Annotated in this window: 2 protein-coding genes (1 of these 2 running past the window's edge); both read left to right on the forward strand. The window is 67.6% G+C overall.

The genetic code is table 11. The features are described 5' to 3' along the window. The gene (locus tag LVJ94_31695) at positions 1–8,016 is read left to right on the forward strand and encodes an SDR family NAD(P)-dependent oxidoreductase (protein ID WXB01470.1); all 8,016 of its coding nucleotides are present in this window, start codon (positions 1–3) and stop codon (positions 8,014–8,016) included. Further along, positions 8,003–22,349 carry the 5' portion of an SDR family NAD(P)-dependent oxidoreductase gene (locus tag LVJ94_31700; GenBank protein ID WXB01471.1) on the forward strand. It continues 3,653 nt past the right edge of the window, so 14,347 of the gene's 18,000 nt are visible here — the first part of the coding sequence; it begins with the start codon at positions 8,003–8,005; the stop codon falls past the right edge of the window. The genes LVJ94_31695 and LVJ94_31700 overlap by 14 nt, the downstream gene beginning before the upstream one ends.

Genomic DNA, 22,349 nt, shown 5'->3' on the forward strand with positions numbered 1-22,349 from the left:
ATGGCGAACAAGGCCAATGGTTCCGAGGCGAAGAGGGGCCCTGGGAATGAGGAATCGGTTCATGGCTGGCTGCGCGAAACGCTCGGCCAGCTCCTCGAGGTCCCGCCGGCGGACGTCGAATTCCGTGTTCGCTTTCGGGAACTCGGTCTTGCGTCCTCGCAGGTGACCGAACTCGTCGCACGCTTGTCCGAGTACGTGGATCGCCCGCTCGCGCCCACGTTGCCTTGGGAATACCCGACGCCGTTCGCCCTCGCGGAATACCTTTCCGGGGATGCTGCGAGCGATGCGCCGGCGATGGCCCGGCACGCCCCGAAGGGCGCGCGTTCGGACGACCCCATCGCGGTCGTCGGCATGGGCTGCCGGCTGCCGGGCGGTGTTCACTCGCCGGAGACCTTTTGGGCGCTGCTGCGCGAAGGTCGGCACGGAATCCGAGAAGTCCCCGCAGAGCGATGGGACGTCGAGGCATTTCTGGACGATGACATGGCCGCGCCGGGCAAGATGACCACGCGATGGGGAGGATTCCTCGAAGGCGCGGATGGCTTCGAACCGGCCTTTTTCGGCATCTCACCGCGCGAGGCGCAGCAGATCGATCCGCAGCAACGTCTCGTGCTCGAACTCGCCTGGGAGGCCATCGAGGACGCGCGAACCGATCCCCTTCGGCTGCGCGACTGCGCCGTGGGCGTCTTCGTCGGCGCCATGGGAAGCGACTACCTGCGGCTAACGGACGCGGATCCACGCTTGATCGATTCGCACACGGCCCCGGGCCTGGACACGTCCATCATCTCGGCACGTGTGAGCTATCAGCTCGGCCTGATAGGCACGAGCGTGACGATCAATACGGCGTGCTCTTCGTCGCTCATGGCCATTCACCTGGCGTGTCAGTCCTTGCGATCGGGCGACAGCGCGATGGCGCTCGCCGGTGGCGTGCATCTGATGCTGTCACCGCACGGCACCGTGGGGATGACCAAGTTCGGGGCCATGAATCCGGCGGGACAGTGCCGAGCCTTCGATGCTGCGGCCAATGGGTACGTGCGGGGAGAAGGCGGCGGCATCGTCGTTCTCAAGCCACTCCGCCGCGCCATCGCGGATGGCGATCGTATCTATTGTGTCATCCGAGGAAGTGCGACGAACAACGACGGCTTCTCGAATGGGCTGACCGCGCCCAACCCGAAAGCGCAGGAGGCGATGCTCGTGCAAGCCTATGCGAACGCCGGGATCGAGCCGGGATCGGTGGACTACGTCGAGGCTCACGGTCCGGGAACGATACTCGGGGATCCGATCGAAGCGGGTGCGCTCGGCGCGGTGTTGGGGCCGAGCCATTCCGCCGAGCGGCCTTTGCGTATTGGCTCGGTCAAGACGAACCTGGGTCACCTGGAGCCCGCCGCGGGGATCGCGGGGCTCATGAAGGTGGCGCTGTCGCTGCATCACGGGATGCTGCCCGCTAGTTTGAATTTCGAGCACCCCAATCCGCATATTCCATTCGAACGGTGGCACCTCAAGGTGCAGACCGAACTCGAAAATTGGCCTCTTTCGGACGGGCCAGGTCGAGCGGGGATCAGTTCGTTCGGCTTCGGTGGGACCAATTGCCATGTGGTGCTCGAAGCCGCGCCCAAGAGTCGCGCGCTGCTACTTCCGCTCTCCGCGGAGAGTCCGGAGGAATTGCAAGAACGGATACGTGAGCTCGTCCCCGTCGCCGCGCAACTGCGCGGTTGGAACGAGGCCGCGACCTTTTGCCGGACGGTCGCCCGTCGCTGGGGCCATGGCGGGGCCTTCCGCGTGGCCGTGCTGGCGCGCTCCCTCGAAGAGCTCGCGTCGGGGCTCGACGCGCACGCGTCATCCACTGCCCTGGCTCGGCAGGCGGTCGCGCCTCCGCCTCGTCTGGTGTTCGTCTGCCCGGGCCACGGCCCACAGTGGCTGGGCATGGCGCGCTCGCTCCTCGTCGAAGAGCCGGTGTTTCGAGCGGAGATCGAGGCGTGCGAACGCATCATTCATGAACTCCGTGGGTGGTCCATCCTCGACGAGCTTTGCGCCGAAGAGAGTCGCTCGCACCTGAATGACGTCGACGTCGTTCAATTGGTGCTCTTTAGCGTGGAGGTCGCACTCGGGGCCTTGTGGCGCTCGTGGGGGATCGAGCCCGACGCGCTGGTGGGTCATAGTTTCGGAGAGGCCGTTTCGGCGTACCTGGCCGGTGTGTTGTCACTCCACGACGCCATTCTCGTCGTCGCCGAGCGCGCGCGGCTGGTGCGCGACGCGGGCTCGGGCCGCGGTTCGATGCTCGCCGTCACGGGCGCAGATGAAGGGTTCCTGGCCTCCCTGGAAGGTTTGGCCCTTGCGGTGTTCAACAGCCCGACGTCCGTCGTGCTTTCGGGATCGCGGGCGGCCATCGAGCGCGCGGAAATCGAGCTCGGGCCTCGGGGCGTGAAGTTCGATCGGGTCAAAATCGATTATGCGTCCCACAGCCCTCACATGGAGTCGCTCTTGGATCCCTTGAGGGCGAGCTTGCAGGCGCTCTCGCCCCGCCCGGCCCGGGTCCGGCTGCGTTCGACGGCGCGCGATGCGTGGCTTCGAGGTCCCGAATGCGGCCCCGATTATTGGGCGCGCAATCTACGGGAGCCCGTGCGCTTTCGGCAGGCCGTGGCCGCACTTGCCTCGGAGCCATCTGCCTCGTTCCGTGTCTTTTTGGAGCTGAGTCCTCACCCGGTTTTGCTCAAGGCGGTCGACCAGACGACGCAGGCGCTGAACGCAAACGCTCGGGTGCTGCCTTCGTGCCGGCGGGGCGAAGACGAGCGCGGGAGCATGCTCGAGAGTCTCGGGGCGCTTTTCGAGATGGGCTTCGAGCCGAACTGGGGTGCGGTGCTCGGGGAGGACTCCCCGGTCGATGCGCTTCGGCCAGGCCCGTACGTTCCCTTCCTTCTGTCGGCCAAGAGCAACGAGGCGCTTCGCGCGCAGGCCGGGCGGTTGCACACGCACCTCACGGAGCATCCCGAGCTCGCGCTCGTCGATGTCGCCTCCTCGCTCGCCCGTACCCGCTCCCTCTTCGACCATCGCGCCGCCGTCGTCGCTTCCGATCGCGTCACGTTGCTCGAGGCCCTCGAGAATCTTTCCAAAGGCAGCCCCGCTCCCGGCACCGTTCTCGGTCAGGCCGCGGCGGGAGGTAAGGTCGTCTTCGTCTTTCCGGGGCAGGGCTCGCAGTGGGCGGGTATGGCCCGCGCGCTTCTCGATACCTCCCCCGTCTTTCGTGAACGAATCGAAGCGTGCGAACGCGCGCTGTCGCCTCACGTGGATTGGTCGCTCCTCGCCGTGCTTCGCGGGCAAGAGGATGCTCCTTCGCTCGACCGCGTCGATGTCGTGCAGCCCGCCCTCTTCGCCGTGATGGTCTCGCTCGCCGCGCTCTGGCGCTCCTTGGGCATCGTGCCCGACGCCGTCGTCGGCCATAGTCAGGGGGAGATCGCGGCCGCGTTCGTAGCTGGTGCCCTCTCCCTCGACGACGCGGCGAAGGTGGTCGCGCTCCGCGCACGTATCCTCACCCGCCTCTCGGGACAGGGCGCGATGGCCACCGTCGAACTGGGAGCCTCCGAGCTGCAACCGCGCCTCGCGCGCTTCGGCCATCGGCTCTCCGTTGCCGCCATCAATAGCCCGCGCACCACCCTGATCTCCGGTGACCCCGAAGCCGTCGACGCGCTTCTCGGCGAGCTGGGCTCGGCGCAGATTTTCGCGCGGAAGGTGCGCGTCGACTACGCTTCGCACTGCGCCCAGATCGAGTCCATCGCCGAGGAGCTCGTGCAGCAGCTCACCGGTCTCACGCCGCGGGCTTCCACGGTGCCGCTCTACTCCGCCGTCACCGGCGCCACGCTCGAAGGGACCGAGCTGGAGGGCGCCTATTGGTATCGAAATATCCGCCAAACGGTGCGCTTTTCCGAGGCCGTCGAGAGCCTCCTCTCGGACGGCCATCGCTTTTTCGTCGAAGTCAGCCCTCATCCCGTCCTCTCCCTTGCGCTGCCCGAGACATTCGAAAGGTCCGGGCTCGCGGACGCGGCGACGGTGGTTGGCTCGCTTCGTCGTGAGGAGGGGGACTTCGCGCGCGTTCTTCTGTCGCTCGCGGAGCTCCACGGCCGCGGGCTCCACCTCGATTGGGACGCCTTCTTCGGGCCCTTCCGTCCCAAACGTGTCGATCTGCCCCGCTACGCTTTTCAGCGCCAACGCTTTTGGCTCGAGTCTCCCAAGACGCCACGCACGGACGTGACGTCGGCGGGCCAATCTTCCGCCGAGCATCCCTTGCTCGTGGCCGCCGTCCCGTTGGCGGACACCGAGGGCTTTCTCTTCACCGGGCGATTGTCGCTCGCCGAGCATCCCTGGCTGGCGGGGCACGTGGTCTTCGGCAACGTCATTCTGCCAGGCACCGCCTATGTCGAGCTCGCGCTTCTCGCCGCCCATCGCTTGGGGCTCGACCGGGTCGTCGAGCTTACCCTCGAAGCGCCCCTCGCCATTCCTGCCAAAGACGCCGTCGTCGTGCAGATGTCCCTCGCCGCACCGGACGAGGGCGGTCAAAGGGCGCTGACCCTGCATGCGCGTCCCGAGGACGCTCCGCAGGATGCCCCTTGGACGCGGCACGCCAGCGGGCTCCTTGCTCCGCGCGCGGCCCAGGTCCCCTTCGACTTGAGCATCTGGCCTCCCGAGGGGGCCGTGCCGCTCCCCATCGATGGCCTCTACGACCGACTTGCCGAGGCGGGACTCGCCTACGGAGCCGATTTTCAGGGGCTGCGCGCGGCCTGGGCGCGCGGCGAGGAGCTCTTCGCCGAAGTCCACCTCCCCGATCCAAAGGACGCCGACCACTTCGGACTTCACCCGGCCCTGCTCGATGCCACGCTCCACGCCCTTGCTCTCCAGAGCACCGACGGCGTCATCGACGTCGCGTTGCCCTTCGCGTGGACCGGCATCTCGCTTCACTCCGTCCACGCTTCCACACTCCGGGTGCGCTTCGAGCGTCACGCCGAGCATACCGTGTCCCTCCAGGTCGCCGATGCGACCGGCGAGCCCGTGGCTTCGGTGGAATCGCTCACCCTGCGGGTCGCGACCGCCGGACAGCTGCAGGGCCTTCTCCGCGCGCACGACGATGCGCTCCTCCGCGTCGATTGGACCGAGCTCGCAACGCCTTTGCAGCCGCTGCCCGGTCACTGGGCGGTGCTCGGTACGGACGCCCCGCTCACACGCGGCCTCCAAGCTGGCACGCTGCCACGCGATGTCTATCCCGACCTCGCTTTCCTGTCCGACGCCGTCGCAAAGGGCGCACCTTTGCCCCATGTCGTCCTGGCGCCCTTCGTTGCCGTAGCACCGTCCTCGGACGTCGTGTTGGCCGCGCACCAAGCCACCGAGCGGGCTCTCGCGCTGCTCCAAGCCTGGCTCCGCGACGAGCGGCTCGCCTCCTGCTCCCTCGTCCTGCTCACCCAACGCGCCATCGCCGCGAGGCTCGACGAAGACGTCGCCGATCTCGTCCATGCGCCGCTCTGGGGCCTCGTGCGCTCGGCGCAATCCGAGAACCCCGATCGATCCATCGTTCTCGTCGACGTCGACGACTCCGACGCCTCCCGACTCGCTCTCCTCGGCGCACTCGTTTCCTCCGAACCTCAGCTTGCGCTCCGCGACGGTCAACTTCTCGTCCCTCGACTCGCGCGCCCTCGAGGGCCGGATGCCCTCGTCCCACCGCCCGCGCCGGCGTGGCGTCTGGATATTCCCTCCAAGGGCACGCTCGAGAGCCTCGCGCTGATCTCCTACCCCGAGGCCACCGCGCCGCTCCCTCATGGACACGTCCGCGTCGCCGTCCACGCCGCCGGTCTCAATTTTCGCGATGTGCTCAGTGCCCTCGGCATGTACCCGGGTGAGCCGGTTTCGCTCGGCGCCGAGGGTGCCGGGATCGTCACCGAGGTCGGACCCGGCGTCTCCAATGTGGCCCCCGGTGATCGGGTCATGGGCCTGTTTTCCTCGGCCTTTGGCCCCACCGCCGTCGCCGATCATCGCCGGCTCATTCGCATGCCGCTCGGCTGGTCCTTTCTGGAAGCCGCCAGCATTCCCATCATCTTCCTGACCGCCTACTACGCGCTGGTCGACCTCGCAGGGCTTCAGTCCGGCGAGCGCGTGCTCGTCCACGCGGGCACGGGCGGTGTCGGCACCGCCGCGCTGCAGCTTGCTCGCCATCTGGGCGCGGAAGTCTTTGCCACCGCAAGCCCCAGCAAGTGGGACGCCTTGCGCGCCCTCGGTTTGGACGACGCCCATATCGCGTCCTCCCGAAACCTCGACTTCGAGGCCCACTTCCATCGTTCCACCGATGGGCGCGGTGTCGATGTCGTCCTCGACTCGCTCGCACGGGAGTTCGTCGACGCGTCCCTGCGTCTGTTGCCTCGCGGTGGCCGCTTCATCGAGATGGGAAAGACCGATATCCGCGATGCAGGCACCGTCGCGGCCAGCCACCCCGGCGTGGCCTATCAGGCCTTCGACCTCATCGAGGTCGCGCCCGATCGTATCCAGGAGATGCTCTCCGAGGTCCTGGCGCTGTTCGAGCGCGGGGTCCTGCGGCCGCCGCCCATCACACCGTGCGACATTCGAAAGGCACCGCACGCCTTCCGCACGCTCGCTCAAGCACGGCACGTCGGGAAATTCGTCCTCACCCTTCCGCGACCTCTCGACCCGGAGGGCACGGTGCTCATCACGGGAGGGACCGGGATGCTCGGCTCCCTGCTGGCGCGCCATCTCGTGCAGCACCACGGGGTCAAACATCTTCTGCTCACGTCGCGTCAGGGCCCCCGCGCACCGGGCACCGACTCCCTCCAGCGCGAGCTCCAATCGGCCGGCGCCTCCGTCACGTTTGCCGCGTGCGATGCCGCCGACCGCAGCGCCCTCGAAGCGGTCTTCGCGTCCATCCCGAGCGAACACCCGCTCACCGCGGTCGTCCATGCCGCTGGAACCCTCGAGGATGGGGTGCTCGCGTCCCTCACGCCCGAGCGCCTCCATGCCGTCTTGCGCGCCAAGCTCGATGCTGCGCTCCACTTGCACGAGCTCACGTGCACGCTCGACCTCTCCGCCTTCGTCCTCTTCTCGTCCGTCGCGGGCCTTCTCGGCACTCCGGGCCAGGCCAACTACGCCGCCGCCAACGCCTTCCTCGATGGCCTCGCCCATCATCGAAGGGCCCGAGGCCTCGCCGCCCTTTCCCTCGACTGGGGGTACTGGGCCGACAAGTCCGCGATGACCGCTCACCTCGCCGACGCGGATCTCCAGCGCATGGCGCGCGGGGGCATCCGGCCCCTCGCCTCCGAGCAGGGCCTCGCGCTCTTCGATGCCGCGCTTGCTCGTTCCGACGCCGCCCTCGTCGCGGCGGCCTTCGACACCGTCGCCCTTCGCGCCCGCACCGAAGATCTCGCCCCGATGCTTCGAGGCTTGGTCCGCACCCACGCCGCACGGCCTGTCGCCAACCGCGCGGCGGCCGCCATGACGCTCCAACAGCGCCTCGTCTCGCTGCCTGCCGATGAGCGCAAACGCGCGTTGCTCGACCTCCTTCGCACGGAGGTTGGCGTCATCCTCGGTCTCCCTTCGTCCACCCCGATCGATCCCAACCGTCCTCTCAAGGAGCTCGGGCTCGATTCCCTCATGGCCGTCGAGCTACGCAACCGGCTCGCAACGGCGTCCCACCTGCGGCTCCCCGCGACCCTTCTCTTCGATTACCCCACTGCGCACGCGCTGGTGAAACTCTTGCTCGAGAAGCTCGTGCAGGACGAGCCTCGGTCCGAGGTGCCGATCGCTGCACAACTCGATGGGCTCGAACGCGCGCTCCTCGCCATGGCCGAAAACGATGGCGCGCGCGCGCTGGCGATGGCGCGTCTGCGGTCGCTCGTGTCGAGATGGGGCGGCGCCCCGAATGGCGGGACCGAGCTGGCACCCCGCAACGATTTCGAGTCCGCAACCGACGAACAACTCTTTGCGACCTTCGACGAGGAATTCACAGGGCAGGTCAATGAACAGTACTGAGGAAAAGCTCCGTACGTATCTCAAACAGGCCATGGGCGAGCTGCGTCACACGCGTGAGCGGCTGCGTGTCGTCGAGCAAGGTGGGGGCGAGCCCGTCGCGATCGTGGCCATGAGTTGCCGCTTCCCGGGCGGGGTCCGCACCCCGGAGGATCTCTGGCAGCTGTTGCGCGATGGCCGAGACGCTATTTCCTCGTTCCCCGACGACCGCGGGTGGAAAATCGACGAGGTCGACGTTCCGAACCTCGCGCAGGAGGGAGGCTTTCTCGACGACGCCGATCGGTTCGATGCGGCGTTCTTCGGCATTAGCCCGCGCGAGACGCTCGACATGGATCCGCAGCAGCGGCTGCTGCTCGAGACCACCTGGGAGACGATCGAGCGCGCGGGCATCGACCCTGCGTCGCTTCAAGGCACCACCGGCGGCGTTTTCGTCGGCATCATGTACAGCGATTACGCGGCACGGTCGTCACGTCCAGCCGACAGTCTCGAGAGCTACAGCCTCACGGGCAACACGCTCAGTGTGGCTTCCGGTCGCATTGCGTACACGCTCGGGCTCGAGGGGCCGGCCATCAGCATCGATACCGCCTGCAGCTCCTCGCTGGTGGCGGTGCACCTCGCCGCGCAGGCGCTGCGCCGGGGCGAGTGCTCGCTCGCGTTCGCGGGCGGGGTCACCGTCATGGCGACTCCGAGCATCTTTGCCGAGTTGAGTCCCCAGCAGGCCGGCTCTCCGGACGGGCGGTGCCGGTCCTTTTCCGCCGACGCCAACGGGGCCGGATGGTCCGAGGGCGCGGGCATGCTCCTTTTGGAGCGGCTCTCCGATGCCCAGAGGAACGGCCATCCCATCTTAGCGCTCCTTCGCGGCTCTGCCGTCAACCAAGACGGTAAGAGCCAAGGGCTCACTGCTCCCAACGGGCCTGCCCAGGAGCGCGTCATTCGGCAGGCGCTCGCCAACGCCCAGCTCTCGCCCCTCGACATCGACGCGATCGAAGCGCATGGCACCGGCACGACCCTGGGCGATCCCATCGAAGCCCAGGCTCTCTTGGCCACCTATGGGGAGGGGCATTCCAGAGAGAATCCGCTCTGGCTCGGGAGCCTCAAGTCCAACATCGGGCATGCCCAGGCCGCGGCCGGCGTCGGGGGGATCATCAAGATGGTCCTCGCCCTCCAGCATGGGCTCTTGCCAAAGACCCTGCATGCCGAGAATCCGTCTCCGCATGTCGACTGGGCTCCGGGCTCCGTTCGCCTTTTGAAGGAGCCGGTCTCCTGGCTGCCCAACGGGCATCGGCGCCGCGCAGGCGTTTCTTCCTTTGGCATCTCGGGGACCAATGCTCATCTCATTCTCGAAGAGGCTCCGTCGGTCGAAACAACGGAGTCCGCCCCGGCTCGGGCGTTGCCCCCCGCCTTGCCGTTCCTCTTGTCGGCCAAGAGCGACGAGGCTCTCCGCGCTCAGGCCGAGCGACTGCATGCGCATCTCGTGGAGCAGCCACACCTCCCACTCCTCGATGTGGCATCTTCCCTCGCTTCCTCTCGCGCTCACTTCGAGCACCGCGCCGCGCTCGTCGCACACGATCGCGACGCGCTCCTTCGCGCCCTTCTCGCGCTCGCCCAGGGTCAGCCGGCTCCGAATTCCGTCCTCGGACAGAGTCTCCTCGAGGGGAAAGTCGTCTTTGTCTTCCCGGGGCAGGGCTCTCAGTGGCAGGGGATGGCTCTTTCTCTCCTCGAGTCCTCCGACTCCTTCCGTGCGCAGCTCGAGGCCTGCGAGCGCGCGCTCGCTCCCCATGTCGATTGGTCTTTGCTCGCCGTCCTCCGTCAACACCATGGCGCCCCCTCCATCGACCGCGTCGATGTCGTCCAGCCTGTCCTTTTCGCCGTCTTGGTCTCCCTCGCCGCCCTTTGGCGCTCTCTCGGCGTCGTGCCCGCGGCCGTCGTCGGACATAGTCAGGGCGAGATTGCCGCGGCCTTCGTCGCCGGGGCTCTCTCCCTCGAGGACGCCGCCAAGATTGTCGCTCTGCGCAGTCGCGCGTTGACCAAGCTCGCGGGCCTCGGCGCCATGCTCGCCGTCGAGCTCGACCCCCTCCAGCTTCAAAAGCGCCTCGCGCGCTTTGGCAACAGCCTCTGCGTCGCCGCCGTCAATAGCCCGCGCGCCTCCCTCGTCTCCGGGGATCCGGGCGCCATCGATGCGCTGCTTCGCGAGCTCGACTCCGAGAGCATCTTCGCTCGAAAGGTCCGCGTCGATTATGCCTCCCACTCGGCGCATGTCGATGGGCTCCGGGACGAGCTTCTGCGCGATCTCGCCGGGATCACGCCCCGGGCAGGATCGCTACCGATTTACTCCGCCGTCACCGGCGCCGCGATGGCTGGCGACGAGCTCGATGCAGCTTATTGGTTCCGCAATCTGCGAGACACCGTCCGGTTCCAAGATGCCACCCAGCGGCTCGTCGCAGATGGTTACCGCTTCTTCGTCGAGGTCAGCCCCCATCCGGTGCTCTCCTTGGCGTTGCACGAGACGCTCGAGGGCTCCGAGACTCCCGCCGCCGTCGTTGGCTCCCTTCGTCGTGACGAAGGCGACTGGGCGCGGTTTCTCCTCTCCCTCGTCGAGCTGCATACACGCGGACTGCACCTCGATTGGGGCGCTTTCTTCGCGCCCTTCCAACCAAAACGCGTCGCACTGCCCACCTATGCGTTCCAGAGACAGCGCTTTTGGCTCGAGACGACCATGTCTTCTCGCGCCGATGTTTCTTCCGCGGGGCTTGCGTCCCCCGAGCATCCGCTCCTTGGCGCGGTGGTCGCCTTGGCCGACAGTGATGGCTTTCTTTTCACGGGGCGTTTGTCGCTTGCCGAGCACCCTTGGCTCGCGGGGCATGCTGTCTTCGGTACGGTCATTCTGCCCGGCACCGCGTACGTCGAGCTCGCGCTTCTTGCCGCGCACCGCGTAGGGCTCGACCGCGTCGAGGAGCTCACGCTCCAAGCGCCTCTGGCCCTTCCCGAAACGGGCGCCGTGCTGCTCCAGCTTTCCGTGGGGGCTCCCGACCAAACCGGTCGCAGGTCCATCGCGCTGCATGCTCGAACCGATGACGCTCGCACGGACGCGCCCTGGACGTGCCACGCCTCGGGCTTGTTGGGACCGCGCGTCGACCCCGACCCGTTCGACTTGCGCGTCTGGCCTCCCACCGGCGCCGTCGCGCTCGACACCCAAGATCTCTATGGGCGACTCGCTGAAGCCGGTTACGGCTACGGGCCCGAGTTTCAAGGGTTGCGCGCCGCTTGGACGCGCGGTGACGACCTTTTCGCCGAGGTCCTCCTGCCCGGTCCGTGCGCCAAGGATGCGCCTCGCTTCGGCCTCCATCCCGCACTGCTCGATGCCGCCCTGCACACGCTCGCTCTCCGTGCAGCCCAACGTGGTGACGTCTCGCTGCCCTTCTCGTGGTCCGGCATCTCCCTGCGCGCCGTCGGCGCTTCCTCCTTGCGCGTGCGGCTCGCCCGCGCCCACGGCGAGGACTCCTTCTCGCTCTCCGTCGCCGATGCCGCAGGTGACCCCGTGGCGTTCGTCGAGGCCCTTGCCACCCGCACCACCTCGGCGGAACAGCTCCGCGGAACACTCGCCTCCCATGACGATGCGCTCTTGCGGGTCGATTGGGTCGAGTTACCCCATACCCCATCTCCGTCCGCCCACTGGGCGCTCATCGGCACACGCGAAGCCTCCCTCGCTCCGATTCTGCAGGAGGCTGCGCAACGCCTCGATCACTACGAAGACGTCGCCGCTTTTCTCGCCGCCCTTTCTCGCGGCGCTCCCATCCCCGAGCTCGTACTTCTCCCCTTTCTCGCAACGCGCAAGGGCACCGACGTCGTCGACGCCGCCCACCGAGCCACCGCTCACGCGCTCTCCTCGCTTCAAGCCTGGCTCGCCGAGGAGCGCTTCGCCTCCACACGCCTCGTCCTCCTTACCCAGCGCGCCATCGCCGCGCGCTTCGACGATGACGTCCCCGATCTCGTCCACGCTCCCCTTTGGGGACTCGTCCGCTCTGCCCAATCCGAGAATCCCGACCGCGCCCTCGTCCTTCTCGATCTCGATGATGCCGACGCGTCACGGCGCGCTCTTCCCTCCGCTCTCGCCGCTGCCGACAACCAGCTCGCTCTCCGCGATGGCGTGCTCCTCGCGCCTCGACTCGCCCGTGTGACCGCCATCGCGGCGACGACGGAGTGCGCCTGGCCCCCGGAAGGCACGGTGCTCATCACGGGCGGGACCGGGACGCTCGGCGCACTCGTCGCACGGCACTTGGTGCGTACCCACGGCGTCAAACATCTCCTTCTCGCCTCTCGGCAGGGGCCCAACGCCAAGGGTGCCGAGTCTCTCCAACGCGAGCTCGAAGCCGCAGGCGCCCAGGTGACCCTTACGGCGTGCGATGCCGCCGACCGCAGCGCCCTCGAAGCGCTCTTGGCCGCCATCCCGCTCCAGCATCCGCTCACCGCCGTCGTCCATGCTGCCGGAACCCTCGACGACGGCGTTCTGGCCTCACTCTCCCCCGAGAGACTTCGCTCCGTTTTGCGCGCCAAGCTCGATGCGGCCCTCCATCTGCACGAGCTCACCCTCTCGCTCGACCTCTCCGCCTTCGTCCTTTTCTCCTCGCTCTCCGGCGTGTTCGGGACTCCAGGTCAAGCCAACTATGCCGCCGCCAACGCCTTCCTCGACGCCCTCGCCCATCACCGCAAAGCCCGCGGTCTGACCGCACTCTCCCTCGACTGGGGACTCTGGGCCGACACCTCCTCGTTGACGGCACGCCTCGCCGACTCCGATCTCCAGCGCCTGGCACGCGGTGGCATCCGTCCCTTCTCCTCCGAGCAGGGCCTCGCCCTCTTCGACCGCGCACTCGCACGACCCGACGCCTCCCTCGTCTCCGCCGCCTTCGACTGGCCCGCACTCCGTGCCCACGGACGCTCGCTCCCTTTGCTTCAAGGCCTCGTCCGCCCCAAGGCCGCCCGACCCGTCGCCACCAACGCGGCCGCGGCCACCTCGCTCACCCAGCGCTTGCTCGCCCTGTCGCCCGCCGAGCGCCATCCCGCGCTGCTCGACCTCGTCGGCTCCCACATTGCCTCGGTCCTCGCACTCTCTTCCGCCAGCTCCCTCGCGCCCCACAGGCCCCTCAAAGAGCTCGGCCTCGATTCCCTCATGGCCGTCGAGCTCCGCACGCGACTCGCGGGCGCCACGGGACTCCGTCTTTCGGCCACCCTTCTTTTCGATCATCCCACCCCCGACGCGCTTGCCACCTTTCTTTCCTCCAAGCTCCTCGGCGACAACGCTCCGCCGCCCGCGCTCCCTCTTCCGTCCCCCATCTCCCACGATGATCCCATCGCGATTGTCGCCATGGCCTGCCGCTTCCCCGGCGGGGTCCGCTCCCCCGACGGCCTCTGGAAGCTTTTGCTCGACGGGCAGGATGCCATTTCCGTCTTTCCTGACAACCGTGGATGGAAAATCGATTCCGATTCGGAGCGCGTGCGGGAGGGAGGTTTTCTCCATGACGCCGACCAGTTCGATCCCACGTTCTTCGGCATCAGCCCGCGCGAGACGCTCGCCGTCGATCCCCAACAGCGCCTCCTGCTCGAGACCTCGTGGGAGACCCTCGAAAACGCGGGCATCGATCCCACGTCCCTCCAAGGCGTTCCCTGCGGGGTCTTCGTGGGCGTTTTCGAGAACGGCTACATCTCGCAATGGGGCCTCGCGAGCGACCTCGAGGAGCTGAGGGGCTATATCGCCACCGGCAATACCGCCAGCGTCGCGTCGGGGCGCATCGCCTACACCTTGGGCTTGCAAGGGCCCACGATGAGCGTCGACACGGCCTGCAGCTCGTCGCTCGTCGCGATCCATCTGGCCTCTCAGGCTTTGCGCCTCGGCGAGTGCTCCCTCGCGCTCGCCGGTGGCGTGACCGTCATGGCCGTTCCAAGCATCTTTGCCGAGATGAGCGCCGATAGCGCCGGCGCGCCCGATGGGCGATGCAAGTCGTTTTCCGCCGACGCCAATGGCGCCGGATGGTCCGAGGGCGCGGGCATGCTCCTCTTGGAGCGGCTCTCCGATGCTCGGCGCAACGGGCATCCCATCGTGGCGCTCCTTCGTGGCTCCGCCGTCAACCAAGACGGCAAGAGTCAGGGTCTCACCGCGCCAAACGGCCCTGCACAGGAGCGCGTCATTCGGCAGGCGCTCGCGAGCGCACGGCTGTCACCTGGTGACGTCGATGCCGTGGAGGCGCACGGCACGGGCACCGCGCTCGGCGATCCCATCGAAGCCCAGGCTCTCTTGGCCACGTATGGGGAGGGGCGTTCCAGAGAGAATCCGCTCTGGCTCGGGAGCCTCAAGTCCAACATCGGGCATGCCCAGGCCGCGGCCGGCGTCGGGGGGATCATCAAGATGGTCCTGGCTCTCCAGCATGGGCTCTTGCCAAAGACCCTGCATGCCGAGAATCCGTCTCCGCATGTCGACTGGGCTCCGGGCTCCGTTCGTCTTTTGAGTGAGCCGGTCTCCTGGCTGCCCAACGGGCGTCGGCGCCGCGCCGGCGTTTCTTCCTTTGGCATCTCGGGGACCAATGCTCATCTCATTCTCGAAGAGGCTCCGTCGGTCGAAACAACGGAGTCCGCCCCGGCTCGGGCGTTGCCCTCCGCCTTGCCGTTCCTCTTGTCGGCCAAGAGCGAAGAGGCTCTCCGTGCTCAGGCCGAGCGACTGCATGCGCATCTCGTGGAGCAGCCACACCTCCCACTCCTCGACGTTGCCTCCTCCCTCGCGTCCTCGCGCGCTCACTTCGAGCACCGCGCCGCGCTCGTCGCACACGATCGCGACGCGCTCCTTCGCGCCCTTCTCGCGCTCGCCCAGGGTCAGCCGGCTCCGAATTCCGTCCTCGGACAGAGTCTCCTCGAGGGGAAAGTCGTCTTTGTCTTCCCGGGGCAGGGCTCTCAGTGGCACGGGATGGCTCTTTCTCTCCTCGAGTCCTCCGACTCCTTCCGTGCGCAGCTCGAGGCCTGCGAGCGCGCGCTCGCTCCTCATGTCGATTGGTCTTTGCTCGCCGTCCTCCGTCAACACCGTGGCGCCCCCTCCATCGACCGCGTCGATGTCGTCCAGCCTGTCCTTTTCGCCGTCTTGGTCTCCCTCGCCGCCCTTTGGCGCTCTCTCGGCGTCGTGCCCGCGGCCGTCGTCGGACATAGTCAGGGCGAGATTGCCGCGGCCTTCGTCGCCGGGGCTCTCTCCCTCGAGGACGCCGCCAAGATTGTCGCTCTGCGCAGTCGCGCGTTGACCAAGCTCGCGGGCCTCGGCGCCATGCTCGCCGTCGAGCTCGACCCTCTCGAGCTTCAAAAGCGCCTCGCGCGCTTTGGCAACAGCCTCTGCGTCGCCGCCGTCAATAGCCCGCGCGCCTCCCTCGTCTCCGGGGATCCGGGCGCCATCGATGCGCTGCTTTGCGAGCTCGACTCCGAGAGCATCTTCGCGCGAAAGGTTCGCGTCGACTATGCCTCCCACTCCGCGCATGTCGATGGGCTCCGGGACGAGCTTCTGCGCGATCTCGCCGGGATCACGCCCCGGGCAGGATCGCTACCGATTTACTCCGCCGTCACCGGCGCCGCGATGGCTGGCGACGAGCTCGATGCAGCTTATTGGTTCCGCAATCTGCGAGACACCGTCCGGTTCCAAGATGCCACCCAGCGGCTCGTCGCAGATGGTTACCGCTTCTTCGTCGAGGTCAGCCCCCATCCGGTGCTCTCCTTGGCGTTGCACGAGACGCTCGAGGGCTCCGAGACTCCCGCCGCCGTCGTTGGCTCCCTTCGTCGTGACGAAGGCGACTGGGCGCGGTTTCTCCTCTCCCTCGTCGAGCTGCATACACGCGGACTGCACCTCGATTGGGGCGCTTTCTTCGCGCCCTTCCAACCAAAACGCGTCGCACTGCCCACCTACGCGTTCCAGAGACAGCGCTTTTGGCTCGAGACGACCATGTCTCTTCGCGCCGATGTTTCTTCCGCGGGGCTTGCGTCCCCCGAGCATCCGCTCCTTGGCGCGGTGGTCGCCTTGGCCGACAGTGACGGCTTCCTCTTCACGGGGCGTTTGTCGCTTGCCGAGCACCCTTGGCTCGCAGGGCATGCTGTCTTCGGTACGGTCATTCTGCCCGGCACCGCGTACGTCGAGCTCGCGCTTCTTGCCGCGCACCGCGTAGGGCTCGAGCGGGTCGAGGAGCTCACGCTCCAAGCGCCTCTGGCCCTTCCCGAGACAGGCGCCGTGCTGCTCCAGCTTTCCGTGGGGGCTCCCGACCAAACCGGTCGCAGGTCCATCGCGCTGCATGCTCGAACCGATGACGCTCGCACCGACGCGCCCTGGACGTGCCACGCCTCGGGCTTGTTGGGACCGCGCGTCGACCCCGACCCGTTCGACTTGCGCGTCTGGCCTCCCAACGGCGCCGTCGCGCTCGACACCCAAGATCTCTATGGACGACTCGCTGAAGCCGGTTACGGCTACGGGCCCGAGTTTCAAGGGTTGCGCGCCGCTTGGACGCGCGGTGATGACCTTTTCGCCGAGGTCCTCCTGCCTGACCCGTGCGCCAAGGATGCGCCTCGCTTCGGCCTCCATCCCGCACTGCTCGATGCCGCCCTGCACACGCTCGCTCTCCGTGCAGCCCAACGTGGTGACGTCTCGCTGCCCTTCTCGTGGTCCGGCATCTCCCTGCGCGCCGTCGGCGCTTCCTCCTTGCGCGTGCGGCTCGCCCGCGCCCACGGCGAGGACTCCGTCTCGCTCTCCGTCGCCGATGCCGCAGGTGACCCCGTGGCGTTCGTCGAGGCCCTTGCCACCCGCACCACCTCGGCGGAACAGCTCCGCGGAACACTCGCCTCCCACAACGATGCGCTCTTGCGGGTCGATTGGGTCGAGTTGCCCCATGCCACCTCCCCTTCCGCCGCACACTGGGCGCTCGTTGGCATGGGCGCCGCCTCCCTCGCTCCGATTCTGCAGGAGGCTGCGCAACGCCTCGATCACTACGAAGACGTCGCCGCTTTTCTCGCCGCCCTTTCTCGCGGCGCTCCCATCCCCGAGCTCGTACTTCTCCCCTTTCTCGCAACACGCAACGACACCGACACCGTCGACGCCGCCCACCGAGCCACCGCGCACGCGCTCTCCTCGCTCCAAGCCTGGCTCGCCGATGAGCGCTTCGCCTCCACACGCCTCGTCCTCCTTACCCAGCGCGCCATCGCCGCGCGCTTCGACGATGACGTCCCCGATCTCGTCCACGCTCCCCTTTGGGGACTCGTCCGCTCTGCCCAATCCGAGAATCCCGACCGCGCCCTCGTCCTTCTCGATCTCGATGATGCCGACGCGTCACGGCGCGCTCTCCCCTCCGCTCTCGCCGCTGCCGACAACCAGCTCGCTCTCCGCGATGGCGTGCTCCTCGCGCCTCGACTCGCTCGACCTCGCGCGGAAGACACGCGGCTTCCTCCCAATGCTTCCGCGTGGCGTCTGCACATTCCCGTCAAGGGCACGCTCGAAAGTCTAGCCTTCGTCGAACACCCCGAGGCCAACGCCCCACTCGCGCACGGACAGGTCCGCATCGCGGTCCACGCCGCGGGGCTCAACTTCCGCAATGCCCTCGAAGTCCTCGGCATGATCCCGAGCGACCACGGGCTCCTCGGCGGAGAGGGGGCGGGCATCGTCCTCGAAGTCGGCCCCGGGGTCGCCAACGTGGCCCCGGGCGATCGCGTGATGGGCATTTTTCCTGCCGCATTCGGGCCCACTGCCGTCGCCGATGCGCGGATGCTCGTTCGGATGCCCGCGGGATGGTCGTTTCAGCAGGCTGCCGGCACGCCCGTTGTTTTTCTCACTGCCTACTATGGGCTCGTCGATCTCGGTCACCTGCGGCCCGGGGAGCGCGTGCTCGTCCACGCTGGCGCAGGCGGTGTCGGCATGGCCGCGATCCAGATTGCGCGCTATCTCGGTGCCGAGGTCTTTGCCACCGCGAGCCCCTCCAAATGGGCAGTCCTGCGCGATCTTGGCTTCGACGCCCAGCATCTCGCGTCCTCGCGAAACCTCGACTTCGAAACGCACTTCCTCGACTCCACCCAAACGCGCGGCGTGGACGTGGTGCTCAACTCGCTCGCCCGCGAGTTCGTCGATGCCTCCCTGCGTCTGCTACCCCGCGGTGGTCGCTTCTTCGAAATGGGGAAGACCGACATCCGCGACGCAAGCACCGTCGCGGCGACCCATCCCGGCGTCGCTTATCGAGCCATCGACCTCCTCGAGGCCGGCCCCGAGCGCATCCAGCAGATGCTCTCCGAGCTTCTCGAGCTCTTCGAACGCGGCGCGCTCCGCCCTCTTCCCACCACGCCTTGGGACATTCGACGAGCGCCCCAAGCCTTCCGCACGCTCGCCCAAGCCCGGCACGTCGGCAAGCTCGTTCTTACCCTTCCGCGACCTCTCGCCCCGCACGGTACGGTGCTCATCACGGGAGGGACCGGGACGCTCGGCGCACTCGTCGCACGGCACTTGGTGCGTACCCACGGCGTCAAACATCTCCTTCTCGTTTCTCGGCAGGGGCCCAACGCCACCGGCGCCGCGTCTCTCCAATGCGAGCTCGAAGCCGCAGGCGCCCAGGTGACCCTCACGGCGTGCGATGCCAGCGACCGCGCTTCCCTTCAGGGTCTTCTCGCTTCTGTCTCCCTCGACCACCCCCTCACCGCCGTCGTTCATACCGCCGGGACACTCGATGACGGAGTTCTGGGCTCGCTCTCCCCCGAGAGACTTCGCTCCGTTTTGCGCGCCAAGCTCGATGCCGCCCTCCATCTGCACGAGCTCACCCTCTCGCTCGACCTCTCCGCCTTCGTCCTCTTTTCCTCTCTCTCCGGCGTGTTCGGGACTCCGGGTCAGGCCAACTACGCCGCCGCCAACGCCTTCCTCGATGCCCTCGCCCATCACCGCAGAGCGCGCGGCCTGACCGCACTCTCCCTCGACTGGGGACTCTGGACCGACGCGTCCTCGTTGACGGCCCGCCTCGCCGACTCCGATCTCCAGCGCTTGGCACGCGGTGGCATCCGTCCGCTCTCCTCCGAGCAGGGCCTCGCCCTCTTCGACCGCGCACTCGCACGACCCGACGCCTCCCTCGTCTCCGCCGCCTTCGACTGGCCCGCACTTCACGCGCACGGACGCTCGCTCCATCCTTTGCTCCAAGGCCTCGTCCGCCCCAAGGCCGCCCGACCCGTCGCCACCAACGCGGCCGCGGCCACCTCGCTCACCCAGCGCTTGCTCGCCCTGTCGCCCGCCGAGCGCCATCCCGCGCTGCTCGACCTCGTCGGCTCCCACATTGCCTCGGTCCTCGCACTCTCTTCTTCCGGCTCCCTTGCGCCCCATCGGCCTCTCAAAGAGCTCGGCCTCGATTCCCTCATGGCCGTCGAACTACGAAATCGACTCGCCTCCGCCACGGGACTCCGTCTTTCGGCCACCCTTCTTTTCGATCATCCCACCCCCGACGCGCTTGCCACCTTTCTTTCCTCCAAGCTCCTCGGCGACAGCGCCCCGTCTCCCGTGCGCCCTCTTCCGTCCCCCGTCTCCCACGAGGACGCCATCGCGATTGTTGCCATGGCCTGCCGCTTCCCCGGCGGGGTCCGCTCCCCCGACGGCCTCTGGAAGCTCTTGCTCGACGGGCAGGATGCCATTTCCGTCTTTCCCGACAACCGCGGATGGAAAATCGATTCGGAGCGCGTGCGGGAGGGAGGCTTTCTCCACGACGCCGACCAGTTCGACCCTGCGTTCTTCGGCATCAGCCCGCGCGAGACGCTCGCCGTCGATCCCCAACAGCGCCTCCTGCTCGAGACCTCGTGGGAGACCCTCGAAAACGCGGGCATCGATCCCACGTCCCTCCAAGGGGTCTCCTGTGGCGTCTTCGTCGGCGTTTTCGACAATGGCTACATCACGCAACGGGACCACTCGAGCGACCTGGAGGAGTTGAGGGGCTATATCGCCACGGGCAATACCACCAGCGTCGCGTCGGGACGCATCGCCTACACCTTGGGCTTGCAAGGACCCGCCATGAGCGTCGACACGGCCTGCAGCTCGTCGCTCGTCGCGATCCATCTGGCCTCTCAGGCTTTGCGCCTCGGTGAGTGCTCCCTCGCGCTCGCAGGCGGTGTGACCGTCATGGCCACTCCGAGCATCTTTGCCGAGATGAGCGCCGATAGCGCCGGCGCGCCCGATGGGCGATGCAAGTCGTTTTCCGCCGATGCCAACGGCGCCGGATGGTCCGAGGGTGCGGGCATGCTCCTGTTGGAGCGGCTCTCCGACGCCCAGAAGAACGGCCATCCCATTCTTGCCCTTCTCCGGGGTTCCGCCGTCAATCAAGATGGCAAGAGCCAGGGGCTCACCGCGCCCAATGGGCCCGCACAGGAGCGGGTCATTCGGCAGGCGCTCGCCAATGCGCGCCTTTCGCCCCAAGACGTCGATGCCGTGGAGGCGCACGGCACCGGGACCACGCTCGGCGATCCCATCGAAGCGCAGGCTCTTTTCGCCACCTACGGGGAGGCCCATTCCAACGACAATCCGCTCTGGCTCGGCAGCCTCAAGTCCAACGTGGGTCACGCCCAAGCGGCGTCCGGCGTCGGGGGGGTCATCAAGATGGTCCTGGCTCTCCAGCATGGGCTCTTGCCAAAGACGCTGCATGCCGAGCGGCCGTCGCCGCACATCGATTGGTCGCCAGGGACCGTGCGGCTGTTGAGCGAGCCGGTGGTTTGGAAAGCCAATGGGCATTTGCGGCGGGCGGCGGTGTCCTCGTTTGGGATTTCCGGGACCAATGCGCATGTCGTGTTGGAAGAGGCTCCCCCCCTCCCCGGCCCTCCCCCGGAGGGGGACGGTGCCGTTACGGCCGGTGCCGTTACGGCGGTTCCTGTCCCGGTGCTGCTGTCCGCGAAGAGCGACGTGGCATTGCGTGCCCAGGCGGAGCGACTCCACGCGCACTTGGTGCAGCATCCGGAGTTGCGCGCTGTCGATGTGGCCTTTTCGCTCGCTACCACGCGATCTCACTTCGAGCATCGCGCCGCGTTCGTCGCGGCAGATCGCGATGCCTTGCTCGACGCACTGGCGAAAGCCGTTACGGCTCCCTCCCCCGGACGCCGGAGGTCCGCCGCTTGCGGCGGCCGACTTTCAACGCAGGGGTCGGGGTGGGGGAGCGGAAAGCTTGCCGTCCTCTTCACCGGCCAAGGCAGCCAGCGCCACGGCATGGGCCGCGCCCTCCATGACGCCTTCCCCGTCTTCCGCGACGCCTTCGACGCCATTTGCAGCCGCTTCGACCCTCAGGTCCGCGACGTCGTCTTCTCCCACGACGAGCGACTCCATCTGACCCTCTTCGCGCAGACCTCCCTCTTCGCTCTCGAGGTCGCACTCTTTCGCCTCTTCGAGTCCTGGGGACTCGTTCCCGATCTCTTGCTCGGTCACTCCATCGGTGAGCTCTCCGCCGCACATGTCGCGGGCGTCCTTTCCCTCGACGACGCCTGCGCCCTCGTCTCCGCGCGCGCTCGCCTCATGCAAGACCTCCCTCAAGTTGGCGCCATGGTCGCCCTCCAAGCCTCCGAGGACGAACTCCTCCCCCGGCTCTCGGCCGGGGCGGCCATCGCGGCGCTCAATGGGCCAGCCTCCACAGTCGTCAGTGGTGACGAAGACGCCGTCCTCGCCCTCGCCGCGCACTTCGAAGCGCTGGGACGCAAGACCTCCCGCTTGCGCACAAGCCATGCTTTTCACTCCCACCTCATGGACGGCATGCTCGACGACTTCCGCCGCGTCGCCCAAGGCCTGACCTTCCAGTCGCCGCGCATTCCCATTGTCTCCAACGTCACCGGAAAGCGCGCTTCGGACGACGAGCTTCGCTCCCCCGAGTATTGGGTACGCCACGTCCGACACGCCGTCCGCTTTCTCGACGGCGTACGCACCCTCGAAGCCGAGGGCGCCACCACCTTTCTCGAGCTCGGCCCTCACGGGGTCCTCTCCGCCCTGGCTGCAGACGCGCTATCCGACGTGGCTCAACCCCGCGCGACCTTCCTTTCCGCACTCCGAAAGGACCGCGACGACGTCGAGGCGCTCTGCTCCTCCCTCGGCGCACTCCACGCCCGGGGACTCCACCTCGATTGGCGTGCCTTCTTCGCCCCATTCCGTCCCCAACGTGTCAGTCTCCCCACCTACGCCTTCCAGCGCCATCGATTCTGGCTCGAGGCGCCCACGTCGCGGCGCACCGACGTTGCCTCTGCGGGTCAAGCCGCCGCCGAACACCCCTTGCTCGTCGCCGCCCTCCCCTTGGCCGACTCCGACGGCTTTCTCTTCACTGGCCGCTTGTCCCTCGCCC

This window comes from Sorangiineae bacterium MSr11367, assembly GCA_037157805.1.
GTDB classification, from domain to species: domain Bacteria; phylum Myxococcota_A; class Polyangia; order Polyangiales; family Polyangiaceae; genus Pendulispora; species Pendulispora rubella.